The organism is Nocardiopsis deserti, assembly GCF_008638355.1.
Lineage (GTDB): Bacteria > Actinomycetota > Actinomycetes > Streptosporangiales > Streptosporangiaceae > Nocardiopsis > Nocardiopsis alborubida.
On record NZ_ML703349.1, the window covers coordinates 326,712 to 341,367 of the forward strand.

At 70.3% G+C, this 14,656-nt stretch carries 13 protein-coding genes; 4 read left to right on the top strand and 9 right to left on the bottom strand.

Features of this window, described 5'->3' with window-relative positions; translation table 11 throughout:
• Window positions 1–148: 148 nt before the first annotated feature.
• Both FYW99_RS06575 and fbaA read right to left on the bottom strand, forming a co-directional pair.
• On the bottom strand, window positions 149–565 hold the full coding sequence (locus FYW99_RS06575) for a DUF3151 domain-containing protein (protein ID WP_150251056.1): 417 nt from the start codon (window positions 563–565) through the stop codon (window positions 149–151).
• 138 nt (window positions 566–703) lie between these two features.
• Window positions 704–1,726 carry a class II fructose-bisphosphate aldolase gene (gene fbaA / locus FYW99_RS06580; RefSeq protein WP_150251057.1) on the bottom strand — a complete coding sequence of 341 codons (1,023 nt, stop codon included), beginning with the start codon at window positions 1,724–1,726 and terminating at the stop codon, window positions 704–706.
• 405 nt (window positions 1,727–2,131) lie between these two features.
• Here fbaA and FYW99_RS06585 point away from each other — a divergent pair, with 405 nt between their 5' ends.
• Window positions 2,132–2,518 carry a RodZ domain-containing protein gene (locus tag FYW99_RS06585; RefSeq protein ID WP_150251058.1) on the top strand — a complete coding sequence of 129 codons (387 nt, stop codon included), beginning with the start codon at window positions 2,132–2,134 and terminating at the stop codon, window positions 2,516–2,518.
• 80 nt (window positions 2,519–2,598) lie between these two features.
• On the opposite strand, the gene pyrE is transcribed toward FYW99_RS06585, so the two are convergent.
• The gene (gene pyrE / locus FYW99_RS06590; protein WP_150251059.1) at window positions 2,599–3,132 is read right to left on the bottom strand and encodes an orotate phosphoribosyltransferase; all 534 of its coding nucleotides are present in this window, start codon (window positions 3,130–3,132) and stop codon (window positions 2,599–2,601) included.
• Window positions 3,133–3,199: 67 nt separating this feature from the next.
• On the opposite strand from pyrE, the gene cutA reads away from it, so the two are divergent.
• The 3 genes from cutA to FYW99_RS06605 all read left to right on the top strand — a co-directional run bounded on the left by cutA (window position 3,200) and on the right by FYW99_RS06605 (window position 4,860).
• Entirely contained in the window at window positions 3,200–3,541 is a 342-nt protein-coding gene (gene cutA, locus FYW99_RS06595) for a divalent-cation tolerance protein CutA (RefSeq protein ID WP_150251060.1), read from the top strand.
• On the top strand, window positions 3,538–4,131 hold the full coding sequence (locus FYW99_RS06600) for a hypothetical protein (protein ID WP_150251061.1): 594 nt from the start codon (window positions 3,538–3,540) through the stop codon (window positions 4,129–4,131). The genes cutA and FYW99_RS06600 overlap by 4 nt, the downstream gene beginning before the upstream one ends.
• A 69-nt stretch (window positions 4,132–4,200) precedes the next feature.
• The gene (locus FYW99_RS06605; protein ID WP_150251062.1) at window positions 4,201–4,860 is read left to right on the top strand and encodes a GNAT family N-acetyltransferase; all 660 of its coding nucleotides are present in this window, start codon (window positions 4,201–4,203) and stop codon (window positions 4,858–4,860) included.
• Window positions 4,861–4,888: 28 nt separating this feature from the next.
• Here the strand turns inward: FYW99_RS06605 and FYW99_RS06610 are convergent, their stop codons facing one another.
• The 6 genes from FYW99_RS06610 to eccCa form a co-directional block, all read right to left on the bottom strand.
• Window positions 4,889–5,497 (bottom strand): hypothetical protein, encoded by a 609-nt coding sequence (locus FYW99_RS06610; protein ID WP_150251063.1) that lies wholly within the window; start codon window positions 5,495–5,497, stop codon window positions 4,889–4,891.
• Between the two features lie 66 nt (window positions 5,498–5,563).
• On the bottom strand, window positions 5,564–6,016 hold the full coding sequence (locus FYW99_RS06615; RefSeq protein ID WP_150251064.1) for a hypothetical protein: 453 nt from the start codon (window positions 6,014–6,016) through the stop codon (window positions 5,564–5,566).
• A gap of 15 nt (window positions 6,017–6,031) precedes the next feature.
• On the bottom strand, window positions 6,032–8,908 hold the full coding sequence (locus FYW99_RS06620; RefSeq protein ID WP_150251065.1) for a DNA/RNA non-specific endonuclease: 2,877 nt from the start codon (window positions 8,906–8,908) through the stop codon (window positions 6,032–6,034).
• A gap of 296 nt (window positions 8,909–9,204) precedes the next feature.
• Window positions 9,205–9,576 carry a DUF6507 family protein gene (locus FYW99_RS06625; RefSeq protein ID WP_150251066.1) on the bottom strand — a complete coding sequence of 124 codons (372 nt, stop codon included), beginning with the start codon at window positions 9,574–9,576 and terminating at the stop codon, window positions 9,205–9,207.
• A gap of 105 nt (window positions 9,577–9,681) precedes the next feature.
• Window positions 9,682–10,527 carry an RDD family protein gene (locus FYW99_RS06630; RefSeq protein ID WP_150251067.1) on the bottom strand — a complete coding sequence of 282 codons (846 nt, stop codon included), beginning with the start codon at window positions 10,525–10,527 and terminating at the stop codon, window positions 9,682–9,684.
• A gap of 38 nt (window positions 10,528–10,565) precedes the next feature.
• A complete protein-coding gene (eccCa, locus tag FYW99_RS06635) occupies window positions 10,566–14,564 on the bottom strand; it encodes a type VII secretion protein EccCa (protein ID WP_150251068.1) in 3,999 nt (1,332 codons plus the stop codon).
• Window positions 14,565–14,656: the final 92 nt, after the last annotated feature.

Sequence of the window (14,656 nt, forward strand, 5' to 3'; positions counted from 1 at the left end):
GGGTACACGACCAGGGCATCCGGGTTAAGTGGGGCACTGGGGCATGTGAGGCACACGGGCCCCGCCAGCCCCAAGGGCTCCCATGCTCGGACGGGCCGTCCGGATGCCGCGCGGGCTCCGGACGGCCGTCGACCGGCGCGCGGGCGTGTCAGCCGTTGAGCGCCTTGTCGGCCTCGGCGCTGGACTCGCGCAGGAAGGTGGCGCAGCGCTCGGCCTCGTCGTTGTCGCCGATCTCCGCCGAAGCCCTGCCCAGGGCGTGCAGCGCGCGCAGGAAGCCCTGGTTGGGCTCGTGCTCCCAGGGGATCGGACCGTGGCCCTTCCACCCCGAGCGGCGCAGCTGGTCCAGGCCGCGGTGGTAGCCGGTCCGGGCATAGGCGTAGGCGGCCACCGGCTGGCCGTCGGCCAGGGCCAGCTCGGCCAGCCGTGCCCACGCGGCCGAGTACTCCGGGAAGCGCCCGGCGACCGGAGTGGGGTCGTCGGCGGAGGCGAGGGCCTCGCGGGCCTCGGGGTTGTCGGCCAGGCGCGTCTCGGGCGGCTCGTTGAGCAGGTTCTGGTGCAGGTTCATAGCCCCCATCCTGCCACCGGGCGGCGGGGCCGCCGGAGCGGGAGGCCGAACCGGCGCGGTGCCCGGGAAAGCGCGGTGCCCGGGGGCCGAGGCCGCCGGGCACCGTTCGCGGACCACCGAACCGGTGGCGGGCCGCGACTACTTCATCCTGTTGCCGGCGGACTTCAGGTGCTGGGCGGCCTCCACCACGCGGGCGGCCATGCCGGCCTCGGCCGCCTTGCCGTAGGCGCGCGGGTCGTAGGCCTTCTTGCTGCCGATCTCACCGTCGATCTTCAGCACGCCGTCGTAGTTCTTCATGATGTGGTCGACCACGGGGCGGGTGTAGGCGTACTGCGTGTCGGTGTCGACGTTCATCTTCACCACGCCGTACTCGATGGCCTCGTGGATCTCCTCCATGGTGGAGCCCGAGCCGCCGTGGAAGACGAAGTCGAACGCCTTGGCCCGGCCGTACTTCTCGGCGATGGCGTCCTGGGCGTTCTTGAGCACCTCCGGGCGCAGCTTGACGAAGCCCGGCTTGTAGGAGCCGTGCACGTTGCCGAAGGTCAGGGCCGTCATGTAGTAGCCCTTCTCGCCCAGGCCCAGCACCTCGGCGGTGCGCAGGGCGTCGTTCGGCGTGGTGTAGAGCTTCTCGTTGATCTCGCCGACGATGCCGTCCTCCTCACCGCCGACGACGCCCACCTCGATCTCCAGGATCGTCCGGGCGGCCTTGGAGGCGGCCAGCAGCTCCTCGGCGATCTGGAGGTTCTCCTCCAGTTCGACCGCCGAGCCGTCCCACATGTGCGACTGGAACAGCGGCTCCTGGCCCCTGGCCACGCGCTCCTTGGAGATCTCCAGCAGCGGGCGGACGAAGCCGTCGAGCTTGTTCTTGGGGCAGTGGTCGGTGTGGAGGGCGATGTTCACCGAGTACTTCTCGGCCACGACGCGGGCGAACTCGGCGAAGGCCACCGAGCCGGTGATCATGTCCTTGACCGTGGCGCCGGACAGGAACTCCGCGCCACCGGTGGAAATCTGGACGATGCCGTCGCTTTCGGCCTCGGCGAAGCCGCGCAGGGCGGCGTGCAGGGTCTGGCTGGAGGACACGTTGATGGCCGGGTAGGCGAAGCCCTCGGACTTCGCGCGGCTGAGCATCTCGGTGTAGACCTCGGGGCTGGCGATGGGCATGCTTGACTCTCCCTGGATTCGGCCTGGAGCGAGCGGCCGCCGGTATCACGCCGACGGCACCCCACGTGCGTTGCCCCGGTGGAGCCGGACGTCGGGGGCGGCGGCCCTCGGGCCGTGCGTCCGGGTGTGTCCACCAGGTGTCACCCAAGTATCCCGAATACCCGGAGCCCTTGAAAAGGTCTAGACCAAATTGCCCGGGGTTGTCGGCGTAGGCGCAGATGGCGGGGCCGGGGAACGGGCTCCGCGCGTCCGGGACGACGGAGAGTGACCCGTTCCTCCCCGTTGTGGCGGGATTGTGGGAGGTGGGGGGCTTCCAGGCGACTGCTGTCGCTTTTTGCCGTGATACGCGCTACATTCAACGCCGTGGGAAGGCATAGGAATGATCCTCGTGGCGTTGGCCAGGTGATGGCCATCGTTGGAGCCGTCGTGCTCCTGGTGTCGCTCCTGGCCCTGGGCGGTTTCTTCCTGTACCGCTCCCTCCCCGGCACCAGCGTGAGCGCCAACGCCTCGGAGACGGCCGGCGACAGCGCGGAGCCGAGCAACATGGGCGTCCTGTACATCCGCGTCGTCGGCGAGTCCAGCGACGTCTTCGTCCGCATCCCCGGCGGCGACGTGCTGATGGACCAGAACATGAGCCAGGGCCAGTCGGTCAACTACGCGACCGCCACCGAGGGCCTGGAGGTCACCATCGGCGACCCCGCCGCCGTCGAGGTCTTCGTCGACGGCGACGAGCGCGACATCTCCGACCGCGAACCCGAGTTCAGCTTCACGATCGACCCACAGGACGGCTGAGGCCGCCCGGGGGGTGCACGCCCCCCGACGGCGCCTGCCCGACGCGTGCGACCGCTGAACGCCCCTGCGGTGCCCGCGTGCTAGACGTCCAGGTCGGAGACCCCGTACACCGCCCGGTACTCCAGACCCTCCGCGGTGACCCGCTCGCGCGCGCCCCGGTCCAGGATCAGCGCGACCGCCACCACCTCGGCGCCCGCCTCGCGCAGCGCCTCCACGGCCGTCAGCACCGAACCGCCCGTGGTGGAGGTGTCCTCCAGGGCGAGCACGCGCCGCCCGCGCACGTCGGCTCCCTCGATCCGCTTCTGGAGGCCGTGCGCCTTGCCCGCCTTGCGCACCACGAAGGCGTCCAGCGTGCGCCCGCGCGCGTGCGCGGCGTGCAGCATGGCGGTGGCCACCGGGTCCGCGCCCAGCGTCAGGCCGCCGACCGCGTCGAACTCCAGGTCCGCGACGTTGTCCAACATGACCGAGCCGACCAGCGGCGCGGCCTCCCCGTCCAGGGTGACCCGGCGCAGGTCGACGTAGTAGTCGGCCTCCATACCCGAGGACAGGGTCACCTTCCCGCGCACGACCGCCTTATCGTTGATCTGACGCAGGAGTTCATCACGTTCGCTCATGATCAGTGAGCCTAGAACACCGGACGGGACGCGGGCGCACCGCGGCGCCCCGGTGGGAGGGACGGCCATGCCGCAGTCCGGGGACACGGTCCGGGTGGAGACCACCGTCGACAGCAGGGACGGCGCCGAACGGCTGGCACGGTCGGTGGTCGAGCACCGGCTGGCGGCCTGTGCGCAGGTGAGCGGACCCGTCACCAGCTTCTACCGCTGGGAGGGCCGGATCCAGGCCGACGAGGAGTGGACGGTGGTGGTCAAGACCGCCGCCGACCGGCTGGACGAGCTCACCGCGCACATCGGCGACGTCCACCCCTACGACGTTCCCGAGGTCGTCGCCGTGCCCGTCACCGGCGGCAACCCCGCCTACCTGGAGTGGGTGCGCGACGAGACCCGGGGAGGCACCTCCGCGTGATCGCCGTCCTGCTCCCCCCGACCCTCGGCGAACCCACGCGGCTGCCCGGCCTGGCCGACCGGCTGGCCGAGTACGGCCTCACCGCCGTCCGGCCCGAGGTGGGCGGCGACGAGCACCCGCCGCACGCCGCCCGTTACGTCGCTCGCGCCAGTCTGGAGGTCAACCGCCTGGTCGCGCCCGACGCGCCGACCGCGCTCGTCGCCGAGGGCGGTGCCGGACCGCTGCTGGGCGCCGTGGGCGCGGCCCAGCGGGCGGCGCACCGGCCGGTGTTCGGCTACGTGCTGGTGGACGCGTTCCTGCCCCAGCCGGGCAGCCCCACCCGCGCGGACGTCGCGAGGTCGCAGAGCCCCGAGGGCGCGGACCAGGCCGCGGCGGTGCTTCCCGGAGAGCCCCCCGGCTACCGGACCGAGCCGCTGCCGATGGTCTCCGACTGGCCGGACGCCCCGTGCGGCTACCTGCTCACCGACCCGGACCTGCACCATGCCGCGCGCCTGGCGGAGCTGCGCGGCTGGAGCGTGCGCGAGGCGGCCCCCCGGGAGGCGTCCGCGGCCCTGGCCGCGCTGCTGGTGGAGCTGCGCGGCGGCTCCTGAGCACGCGGCCGGTGGCGCCGTGCCGGAAAACCGGGTGACACCGCAGGAGGGGCTCCGGAGAATCGGCGCATGATCACCGACCACTTCCCGCCCCTGGACCTGCGGTTGACCACACCCCGTCTCGAACTGCGGATCCCGTCCCTCGACGACCTCGGCCAGCTGGCCGAGGTCGCGGTCGGGGGCATCCACGACCCGGACACGATGCCCTTCGTCGAACCGTGGACCGACCAGCCGCCGGACGAGCTCGCCCTCGGCGTGGTGCAGCACAACCTGGGGGTCCTCGCCTCGTGGAAGCCGCGGGACTGGGGCCTCAACCTCGTCGTGGTCCACGAGGGCGCCGTGGTGGGCGTCCAGGACATGAGGGGGCGCGACTTCGCGGTCACGCGCCAGGTGGGCACCGGATCGTGGCTGGGAAAGGTCCACCAGGGCAGGGGGACCGGCACAGAGATGCGCGCCGCCGTGCTGCACCTGGCCTTCGAGGGGTTGGGCGCCGTGGCCGCGGTGTCGTCGGTCTTCGAGGGCAACACCGCCTCGGAGAGGGTCTCCGAACGCCTGGGGTACCGCAGGAACGGGTTCGACCTGGTCGAGGTCAGGGGGAAGCGGGTGGTGGAGAACCACTACCGGCTGACCAGGAGGGACTGGGCGGCGCACCGCACCGTCCCGGTCACCGTGACGGGCCTGGAGCCGTGCCTGCCGTTCTTCGGGCTGGACGGGTTCGGAACGGAGTAGGCGGGGCGCGGGGGCGCCGTCCCCGCGTCTACGGCGAGGGCGTCGGCGCGGTGTCGGCGGTGTCGGCGGTGTCGGCGGAGGCCGAGCCGGACCTGCCCCCGGACACGAGGGGGATCAGCAGGCCGACCAGGAGCCCGGTCAGCATGCCCAGCCCCGTGACCACACCGCTGACGAGGGGCACCCAGTCGGGGTGCCCGGTGAGGGCCATCGCCAGTCCCGCGACTCCGAGCGCCGACATGTAGACGGCGACGGCCAGGAGCGAGCTGGTCCGCCAGTGCCGGGACAGCGGGAGGAAGTGCAGCCCGACGGCGAGGGCGATCCAGGCGACGTTGGCCTGCACGGGCGCGTCCAGGACGCGCAGCACCTGGATGCCGCCGAGGATCAGGACCAGCTCCAGCAGCACGACCACGCCGTAGAAGGCGTCGAACCGCATCCGGGGTCCCTCGGGATCCGGTTCGGAGGAGGGACCGGACCCGCGGCCCGTGACCACGGACAGCGCGATCACCCCGGCGAACGCCGCGACCGCGAACACCCGCAGCACGAGGGCGACGGTGGGACCGAGCGGCGGTCCGGAGTTGGCCAGGACGAAGGCAAGACCGAAACCCGCGCCGATGAGGGGTCCCACGAATCGCGTCATTGCGTGAAGGTACCAGGGCGGGCGTCGGTTCCATCGCGGTCGGGGCGTCACAGAGGGGCGAAGCCCTCAGCCCTGTTCGGCCTTGCGGAGTTCCTCTTGGAGCCATCCCGGAACGTGCTCAGGGCTCCGGGGAAACAGTTCCAGGTCGTCAGCGTAGTCACCGGGAGCTGGCGGGAAGAGGAAAACTGGCCGATCGTCATAGTTGAAATCTATATTATAACTTCCAGAGTGGAGGATCTTGTATGTCATTGAAAACCAGGTCCCCCTGCCGCTCTGGTACATTCCGTAGCGAAGATTTCGTATGGACCTCATAACCCGAGGTGGCGGGTTCTTCCTCTCTGTTTCTCCATTTTGGTAGGTTACTTTTGAGATGCCGAAGGAGGTTCCGGACAGGGATGAGTGCTCGTATGATATCTGGTGCCAGGCTCCGTTGATCGACCTTGTGATATCCATCCCAATTTCCTGGATGATGGATTCCTGTTCTTGGGGTCCTATGCTCTTTTTTGGAGGAAAGGTCATCTTCTTCTCTCTCGATTATTTCAGTCTGGGTGAGTTTTCGTACTGGATGCTTCCCTGGTCTACGCCGTTGAGTGACCATGCCACGTTCACGAAGGCAGGAGGGGGGTTGATTTCCCTGTCGGGGCGTTTGGGGTTTTTGTCTCCGTGGTCATCTCCGCTGTAGTTGACGGGGCTCATGTCGTCATCGTACTCGATGTCGAATTTTACATATATTTTTGCGTCCTCCGGGGAGGCCTCTATTGTTCTTTGCCAATGTTGAACCTGAGTCTCCCATCCTGGAGCTGCGTTGGCGATTCCTAGAAGTCGTTTCCAATCCCGATCGATCAGGTACTTCCAAGTCAACTCCAGCCTGCGGAAGTTGTCTGCGATGGTGGGCTTCGCGGTTCTGACTTGGTTGATCGCCTCTTGGAGGGGGATGACGTTGATGCGTTCTCCGGCTCCTCCGTACTCTCCTCCTCCGATGATGTGGGATCCGTTGTACCTGACGTCCTCGAAACCGTTGAAGTCCTCAAGGATGGAATCCCGGTCGGGGTGGTTGGCGAAGGCTGCTTCGGGGTCCTTGTTCGCTTGCCTGTAGTAGTCCTGGCCGTCGTATCCGATCAGTGTCTGTTGGTCGTTCCTTCCATGGCGCCCCCTGGTGAGTTCGCCTTCGACGGATACGGTTCGTCCGAGGTGGTCTGTTTTGTAAGTGTACTGTTCTATCCTATAAGTCGCGTTCGGTCGTGGATCCACCAATTCTGGGTTGCCGGGTCCTGCGGGTCCGGATTTGGTCACAACGTATCTTATGTCCCCGTTCTCGTCGGTGAATATTGTTGTGGCAGGCACTCTTGTGCTTCCAGTGATCTCGTACTTTGTGTTCGGTGTGAGTCTGTCCTCGAGTCCTTCTGCGAACCTCTTCTCTCCGTTGTGGAAAAGTTCGTGGTCCGATTCGATTCTCTCTGTTCGGTGCACTTCGGGCGGTGCGTCCGGTGCTCTTCTGGTGCTTTTGTCGTCTCCTGGGCCGTGGGGGCCCTCCGATGGCGACGCCGGTGAGTCACCACGGCCGCTTCCGGAGAGGCTTAGGTTGCCGCTGGATGCAGTGGTTGCTCCTGTGTGGTCACCACCCGAACCCGCGCCGGGGGCGTCCACGTGGGCGTGGCCGGAGCCGCCGGCGGGGGTGTCGACGGGGCCACCGCCACCACCGTTCCCACCGCCTCCGGTTCCGGCCATGGCCATCTCGGGCTCGCGGACGGCGCTCGTGGTCCAGGGGGCGTCGGGGTCCACGGCGTCGACCCGCTCGGGCAGGTCCAGGCTGATGTCCTCCAGGATCTCGCGGAGCTCGGGGTCGTTGCGGACCATCTCGGCGCGGACGAGCGCCTCGTACTCCTCCCTGGTGGTGGGCTCGGGTGCCCCGCTTTCGGCGCCCTCACGCACAGGGGCGTCGTCGCTCTCGGACACGTTGGCGCGCTCGGGTACCTCGGCCCCGTTCGCCTCCGACGTGCTGTCGCCCTCCGGAGAGGCTGTGCCGGGCGGTACCGAACTCTCCTGCGGTGTCACAGGAGTCCCAGCCGGATCGGGTGAGTGTGCTGGAGGCCCGGTGGGCGAGCCGTTCTGATGCTCGGCGAGCCTGTCCAGGGTGGAGTCGAGGGACTCCAGCGCGTCGGACTCCCGGCTCCGGTCGGCCGTGTCGCCGATGCCCTCCGGGGAGGGCACGCCCTCCGGGGCGCGGCCGCCGAACTCGGGTGTGCCGTCCGTCGGGTTCGCGTCGACGCCGCCCGCGTCGGGGCCTCCGCCGCCAGTCGAGTTCAGTTCCCTGAGCGCCTTGAGCGCTCCTCCGCCCGCTCCCGCGTCGAGGGCGATCTGGGTGATCGCGTAACCGGGGCGCTCCTCCCACTCGTCCAGGCGCAGCACGCCCTCGACGACCTCGGTCCAGTAGGGTCCCGCGTTGTCCCACCACTCTCCGGTGGAGGACGGCATGGTCCATCCGTCGAGTTCCCAGGCGAAGGACCCGCGGACCAGCTCTCGCTCGGCCTCGATCCGGGGCGGTGCCTCACCCGTGTAGAACCCGCTCAGGTACATCAGGCCCATGAACGTGTCCTGGCCGTAGTTCTGCGCGTTGGCCGTGCCCTGTGGGTTGGTCCACGGATTGGCCGCCAGCGGCCCGAAGATGATGGGCACACCCCACTGACCCTCGTAGTGCAGGCCGGTCGCGCCGGCCAGGTCGACGGCCGCTCCGGTGGTCCAGTCCCCGAAGCTGTGCGTCACGTCGACGTACCAGTGGTGGTCGGTGCCCTGCGGACTGCCCCAGTCGGTCGGCATGTCCACCGGGGGCTCGGAGAGGCCGTAGCCGATCTCGTCGCCGCTGGGCGGATTGGAGCCGTCGGCGTTCATAGGCACGAAGACAGGACCGCCGAAGAGCGCGGTGATGGCGTTGGCGCAGTCCCGTTCCGCCTCCATGTAGTCGGTCTGGATGCGGGTGACCTCGTTGAGCAGTTCGTTGTGCTCGGCGACCTTCGGGTTCTCACCGCCGAGCGGCCCGCCCTCGTCCCAGTCGTCGTCGCCCTCGATGCTGGCGAGGAAGACGTGGGCCCGCGTCTTGAGGGCGACCATCTCGCTGCGCAGCTCACGGGCGCGTTCGGCGAAGGAGTTCAGGGCACCGGAGACCGTGGACAGGTCGCTCTCCACGCTCTCGCCGTCGTCCGGGACCGGGTCCAGGACGGAGAAGAGGGTCTCGGCCTCGGGTGCCTGGTAGAGGCCCTGGAGTCCGGACCAGGAGGACCTGATGTCGTGGGCCCGCCCGGCGATGGACTCGCCGTCCTCCTTGAGGGAGTCGGCCGCGCTCTCCAGCATGACCAGGTTCGTCAGGGAGATCGGGAGGGGAATCGCGTCCGGATCGATCAGACCATCGCTCAACGTGCCACCACCGCTTGTTCCGGGACTCTGGGGGGAGGGGTCCTTGGGCAGACGGGTGGCCCTGTCGGGGGACACCGCGGAGTGATCTCCGCACTACTGGACCGGAATGTCCCTCTTGTTCTAGCGGGGCGCAGGCGGGCCGTCCACACGCGGCCCGGACTCCCGAAGCCCTGTGGCCACCGGGCTTCGGAGGGTGTTGTCGCTGGTCCTCGCCCGGAAGAACACACACGCCCCCGGGCGGAGCGGGGTCCGCGACGGGCCGTGCCACGCTGGCCGGTTGTGGCCAGGAGGAGACCTCAGTAGTGGAAGACCGTGCCGCCGCCCGTCGCCCGCGGGGGGTCCTCCACGGCTCCGGCGTTGCCCTGGGCCTCGGCGGCCATCTCCGTGTTGCCCTCGACGTAGTACAGGGTGGCGCTCCCGGCTCCGTTGACGGCGCTGGCGCTCAGCTCCGTCATGCCCTGGAGCGTTCCGAAGCAGTGCTCGGCGAAGGCGCCGAGCGCGATGCCGATGGGATCGCTGTCGGACGAGGTGGCGGCCTGTTCGAGGTGGAGACCGAGCAGCCGCATGTCACAGGTCAGCCCGCTCGTGCCCTCCTCGTCACCGATGTGCTCTCCGACGGCGGCCAGTACACCGCTGACCTCGGACACCTGGATGTTCCACGCGGACACGTCGGTTGCTCCTTCCGGAGGTTGGGGGGTTCAGCCGCTGTACTCGTCGCGGGGGCGGGCCCTCGCCCATGGTGACGCGGACGGACGCGGGTCCGGCCGGTACCGCTAGCGGCGGACCTGGACGACCACCGTGCCCGCCGCCTTGTCGTGGAGGCACTGGCGGAGCCTCTTGTCGCGCAGGGGCCACAGGACGTTGGTGAGCGACCAGGGAAGGAGCAGGTTGACCGGGTTCACGCCCGGCGCGTAGAGCAGCGCCCGCACGAACGCGCGACCGGCCTTGACCCTTCCGCTGCCATCGGAGCGCACCACCCACAGGCCCAGCAGGATCTTGCCGACCGACCGCCCCCACAGACGGACCTGAAACCACTCCACGACGATGGCCAACAGGAAGAAGTTGAAGAAGGCGGTCACCATGAAGGCGATCTCACCGGCGCCGCCGTCCATGTCGCCGCCACCGATGATCAGGCTGACGACCGCTCCCAGCATCATCATCGCGTACCAGAGACAACCGACGAAGAACGTGTCGAGGAGCCGCGCCACGAAACGCACGCCCATCTCGGCGCGGCCGACCTCGGGGTTGTGCGGACTCCACTGCCCCGGGTCGGTGATCACCTGCGGGAGCCAGTTCTGCGGATGCGGGTAGTACCCCTGCTGTCCGTGGGCGTGGGGGTACTGGTGGGGAAGGCCATGGGAGGGCGCGGGGTAGGCGGGGACCGCAGGGGGTGGGAACCCCGGCTGTGCCCCGGGCTGGAATCCCGGCTGGCCACCGTAGTGGCCCTCCGGAGGCATCCCCGGCTGCGTCCCGGGCTGGCCGCCCGGCCGGGCGGCCGGGTCCTGCCAGCCGACCGGTGCGTAGGGGGTCGGGGGCACGGACCGGCCGTCGTTCCCGGGGTACTGCCGCGGGGGCTCGTTCTCCGCCGGTGCGCCGGAGGGCTGGTACGGGGGCTGCATGGCTCTCCTGCCGTGTGTCGTCGGGCCTGTGCGGGGCGTCAGACCTGTGTGTCGTGGGGGTCGCGCAGCGCGGTCTGCACCAGCCGCGACGAACCGCCGCGGGTCACCCACTTGCCGCGCCCGGGGGGCTGGCTGGCCGCGTAGACCCGGGGCAGGATCTGGCCCTCGCTCCGGTCGCCGGACATCACCAGGGCGCTCGTGCCGATCTCGCGCATGGCCTGCACCAGCGGGTCGTACATCCCGCGCCCCGCACCGGCCACCCGGCGCGCCACCACGAAGTGCAGGCCGATGTCGCGGCCGTTGGGCACGAACGGGACGAACGGCGCCAGCGGTTTCTGGCCCGCCGTGGTGAGCACGTCGTAGTCGTCGGCGAGCACCACGATGCGAGGGCCCTTGAACGAGCCCGGCTCCAGGGAGTCCACGTCCCCGTCCTCGGGCAGGCGGCCCTCGACCTCCTTGGCCACGCCGCCCGCCAGCCCCGCGCACACGCGGGGGTTGCTCGCGTACCCGCCCATGTACTCCTCGGGCACCACGTCCCGCAGGGTCCGGCGCGGGTCCATCACCGCGAACACGACCTCGTCCGAGGAGTAGCGCGCCACGAGGCCCTCGGCGACCAGCCGTAGCAGGTTGGTCTTGCCGCACTCGCCGTCACCCATGACGAGCAGGTTCTGGTCCCGCTCGAACAGGTCGAGCAGCACCGGCTCCAGGGCGCGTTCGTCCACGCCGACCGGTACCGCCCTGGGCTCGGACTCCGCCGTGGGAAGGGTACGGGCGGACAGCCGGTGCGGCAGGATCCGCACCCGGGGCGCACGCGCGCCCCGCCAGGAGCGGTCCACCGCGCGCACGGCCTTCTCCACGACCTCGCCGAGGTTGTCGTTGTCGGCCACCCCGTCGAACCGGGGCAGCGCCACCTGGCCGAACAGCTCGGCGTCGGTCAGCACCCGGCCGGGGGTCTTGGCGCTGATCGTCTCCGAGAGCTTGCGGTCGATGGTGGAGTCCGACGCGTCGTTGAGGTGCAGCTCCACCTTCTGCCCGAAGTTGGACTGGGCGGCGATGCGCACGTCGTTCCAGCGCAGCATCCCGGCCACCACGTGGACGCCGAACCCGCCGCCGCGCTGGAGCAGTTCGGTCACGATCGGGTCGATGTCCTCGAAGTCCTTGCGCAGCGCGCCGAAGCCGTCCACGACGAACACCACGTCGGCGCTGGCCAGCTCGGGCACCTCGCCGCGGGCGTGCATACGGCGCAGCTGGGCGACCGAGTCGATCCCGCGCTCGCGGAACACCGTCTGGCGGTGTTCGAGCATGCCCTGGATCTCCTCCACCGTGCGGCGCACCCGCTCGGCGTCGGTGCGCACCGCCACGCCGCCCACGTGCGGCAGCGCCGCCAGGGACTGCATGCCGCCGCCCATGAGGTCCAGACAGTACACGGCCGCCTGGGCGGGGGTGTGCGTGAGCGCCAGCGAGAGCACCAGCGTGCGCAGCAGGGTGGTCTTGCCGCTCTGCGGGCCGCCGATGATCGCGGCGTGGCCGCCGGACGCGGTCAGGTCGAGCTTCCACACGCCCTGCCACTGCTTGGTGGCGTCGTCCAGCAGGCCGAGCGGCACGCGCATCGCCTCGTGCTCGCCGGGCAGCCGCAGCCCGCGGTCGCTCTCCTCCGGCTCGCCCGCCACCGCGTCCAGCGTGGTCGCGGAGGGCAGGGGCGGCAGCCAGATCTCCCGGGTCTGCTCGCCGTGCCTGCCGAACTGGCCGACCATCACGTCCAGCAGGGTCGGGCCCACCGTGCGGGAGGGCATGGGCACGTCCTCGCCGGAGGACCCGGAGGCCGCGGCCTCCGCCGGCTCCGCGTCGGCGTTGTAGGCGGTGTAGCGGCGCACCGAGGGGGCGCCCTCGGTGGGCTCCTCCTCGGCCACCGGGCCGCGGTAGGCGCCGGACACGTACCCCGCCTTGAAGCGCTGGTAGACGCTGGTGTCCACCTTCAGGTAGCCGAACCCGGGCAGGGACGGCAGGTGGAAGGCGTCGGGGGTGTTGAGGACCGTGCGGCTCTCCTCCTCGGAGAAGGTGCGCAGACCCAGCCGGTAGGACAGGTAGGTGTCCAGGCCGCGCAGCTTGCCGCCCTCGATGCGCTGGCTGGACAGCAGCAGGTGCACGCCGATGCTGCGCCCGATGCGGCCGATGGACAGGAACAGCTCGATGAAGTCGGGACGGGCGGTGAGCAGCTCGCCGAACTCGTCGATGATCACCAGCAGGTGCGGCAGCGGCGGCAGGCTCGGGTCGTGCTCGCGCTTGTAGGTGTAGTCACCGATGTTGGACACGTTCCCGGCGTCGCGCAGCACCTGCTGGCGGCGCTGCACCTCGCCGGACAGGCTCGCGTACACGCGCTCGATCAGCGCGGCGTCGTCCTCCAGGTTGGTGATCACCCCGGCCACGTGCGGCATGTCCTCGAACGGGGCGAACGTGGCGCCGCCCTTGTAGTCGACCAGGACCATGCTCACCCGCTCGGGCGGGTGCGAGGCGGCCAGCGCCAGCACGAGGGTGCGCAGCATCTCGCTCTTGCCCGAACCGGTGGCGCCCACGCACAGGCCGTGCGGTCCCATGCCCAGCTGCGCGGACTCCTTGAGGTCCAGCACGACGGGCTGGCCCATGTCGTCCACGCCGATGGGCACCCGCAGGAACGCCCGCTCGCTGCGCGGCGCCCACAGGCGCTGCACGTCCATGGAACCGGGGTCCTGGACGCCCATCATCGCGGGGAAGTCGACGCTGCCGCCCTCCTGGGCCGTCTCCTCGATCGACTCCGGGGACAGGCGCAGCGGGGCCAGCATGCGGGCCAGGCCGGTGAGGGTGGCGTCGGAGACGTCGTCCACGGTGCCGGTGGTGACCACGGGGTCGGTGCCGCGCAGCTCCTCGACGCGGACCTGGTCGCCGGCGACCGTGACGCGCACGTTCACGTCGCCGGGCTCGTCGATCTGGCGGGACACCAGGTGCAGCACGGTGACGCCCAGGTCGACGGGGTCCACGGCGTGGTCGGGCCGCACCAGCTCGGCGGCCACGTCGCCGTGGGTGTCGTGGATGACCAGGAGCCTTCGCAGCATCCGGTACGCCTCGCGCTTGCCCATGCCCCGGCGGACCTCGGAGGCGAAGTCGGTGCGCGAGCGCAGCTCGTCCGCGAGCAGGCCGCCCAGCTTGGCCGGGTCGGGGGCGATCAGGCGGACGGCGGCGCCGCCCTCGCGGCGCTGCGGGTCCAGGGCCTGGGGCAGCCACGGCAGCCAGGACCAGTCCTCGGCCCTGTCCGCGGGGTAGGACACCGCGAACCCGGCGTCCTCGGGGGCGTGGAAGGCGCCGAACTGGGCGGCGAGGGCGCGCACCACGCGCATCACGTCCTCGCGCTCGCCGATCACGCTGACGTTCCCGGCCATGTCCAGGGGCAGGGTCAGCGGCATCTCGGGGACCGAGGCGAACCGCCGGATGGCGGCCTGCGCCTCGGAGAGCATGAACGGGTCGGTGGGCATGAGGGCGGTGCCCTGTTCGGCGAGGCGGAGGGGGCGGCCCTCGGTCAGGCCGGTGCCCACCCGCACCCGCAGGAAGTCGCGGTGCCTGCGGCGGCGCTCCCAGAGCCGGGTGGGGTCGCGGATGACGTCGTACAGGGCCTCGGGCGGCGGGTCGAGCAGCCGGGCGTGGGCGCGGGTGCCCTGCTCCCAGGCGGTGAGCTCCTCGCGCAGTTCCTCCAGGTACTGGAGGTACAGCTCACGCTGGTTGCGGCGCTGCCGGGCGACCTGGCCGCGCCGGGAGAAGAGCATGACCACGGCGGCGAGGAGGGCCACCACGAGGAGGACGCCGCCCAGCGCGATGAAGGCCGGGTTGCGCATGACCATCATGATGGTCATCGACGCCAGCATGCCGACCATCGGCAGGATGGTCATCAGCGGGTTGCCCTGGGCGTTGCCGTCGGGGAGGGTCGGCGGGGCCTCCACCTCGTGCGGTTCCTGGGCCGGAGTGGGATGCACGGTTCGTGTCGGCCGGTGCACGACGCGAAGGCTCATCGGCTTTCCTCTCGGCGCAGGGGTGGGAGGACGAGGGCGCGGGGGCTGCGCGGGGGTGCGGAAAAACCCTATCGAAGACAGTGCCAAAGGGG

What these genes read in the sequence shown, in the direction of transcription:
- FYW99_RS06575 (WP_150251056.1), bottom strand. Translation starts at nt 565, where the DNA reads ATGAACCTGCACCAGAACCTGCTCAACGAGCCGCCCGAGACGCGCCTG.
- fbaA (WP_150251057.1), bottom strand. Translation starts at nt 1,726, where the DNA reads ATGCCCATCGCCAGCCCCGAGGTCTACACCGAGATGCTCAGCCGCGCG.
- FYW99_RS06585 (WP_150251058.1), top strand. Translation starts at nt 2,132, where the DNA reads ATGGCCATCGTTGGAGCCGTCGTGCTCCTGGTGTCGCTCCTGGCCCTG.
- pyrE (WP_150251059.1), bottom strand. Translation starts at nt 3,132, where the DNA reads ATGAGCGAACGTGATGAACTCCTGCGTCAGATCAACGATAAGGCGGTC.
- cutA (WP_150251060.1), top strand. Translation starts at nt 3,200, where the DNA reads ATGCCGCAGTCCGGGGACACGGTCCGGGTGGAGACCACCGTCGACAGC.
- FYW99_RS06605 (WP_150251062.1), top strand. Translation starts at nt 4,201, where the DNA reads ATGATCACCGACCACTTCCCGCCCCTGGACCTGCGGTTGACCACACCC.
- FYW99_RS06610 (WP_150251063.1), bottom strand. Translation starts at nt 5,497, where the DNA reads ATGACGCGATTCGTGGGACCCCTCATCGGCGCGGGTTTCGGTCTTGCC.
- FYW99_RS06615 (WP_150251064.1), bottom strand. Translation starts at nt 6,016, where the DNA reads ATGACCTTTCCTCCAAAAAAGAGCATAGGACCCCAAGAACAGGAATCC.
- FYW99_RS06630 (WP_150251067.1), bottom strand. Translation starts at nt 10,527, where the DNA reads ATGCAGCCCCCGTACCAGCCCTCCGGCGCACCGGCGGAGAACGAGCCC.
- eccCa (WP_150251068.1), bottom strand. Translation starts at nt 14,564, where the DNA reads ATGAGCCTTCGCGTCGTGCACCGGCCGACACGAACCGTGCATCCCACT.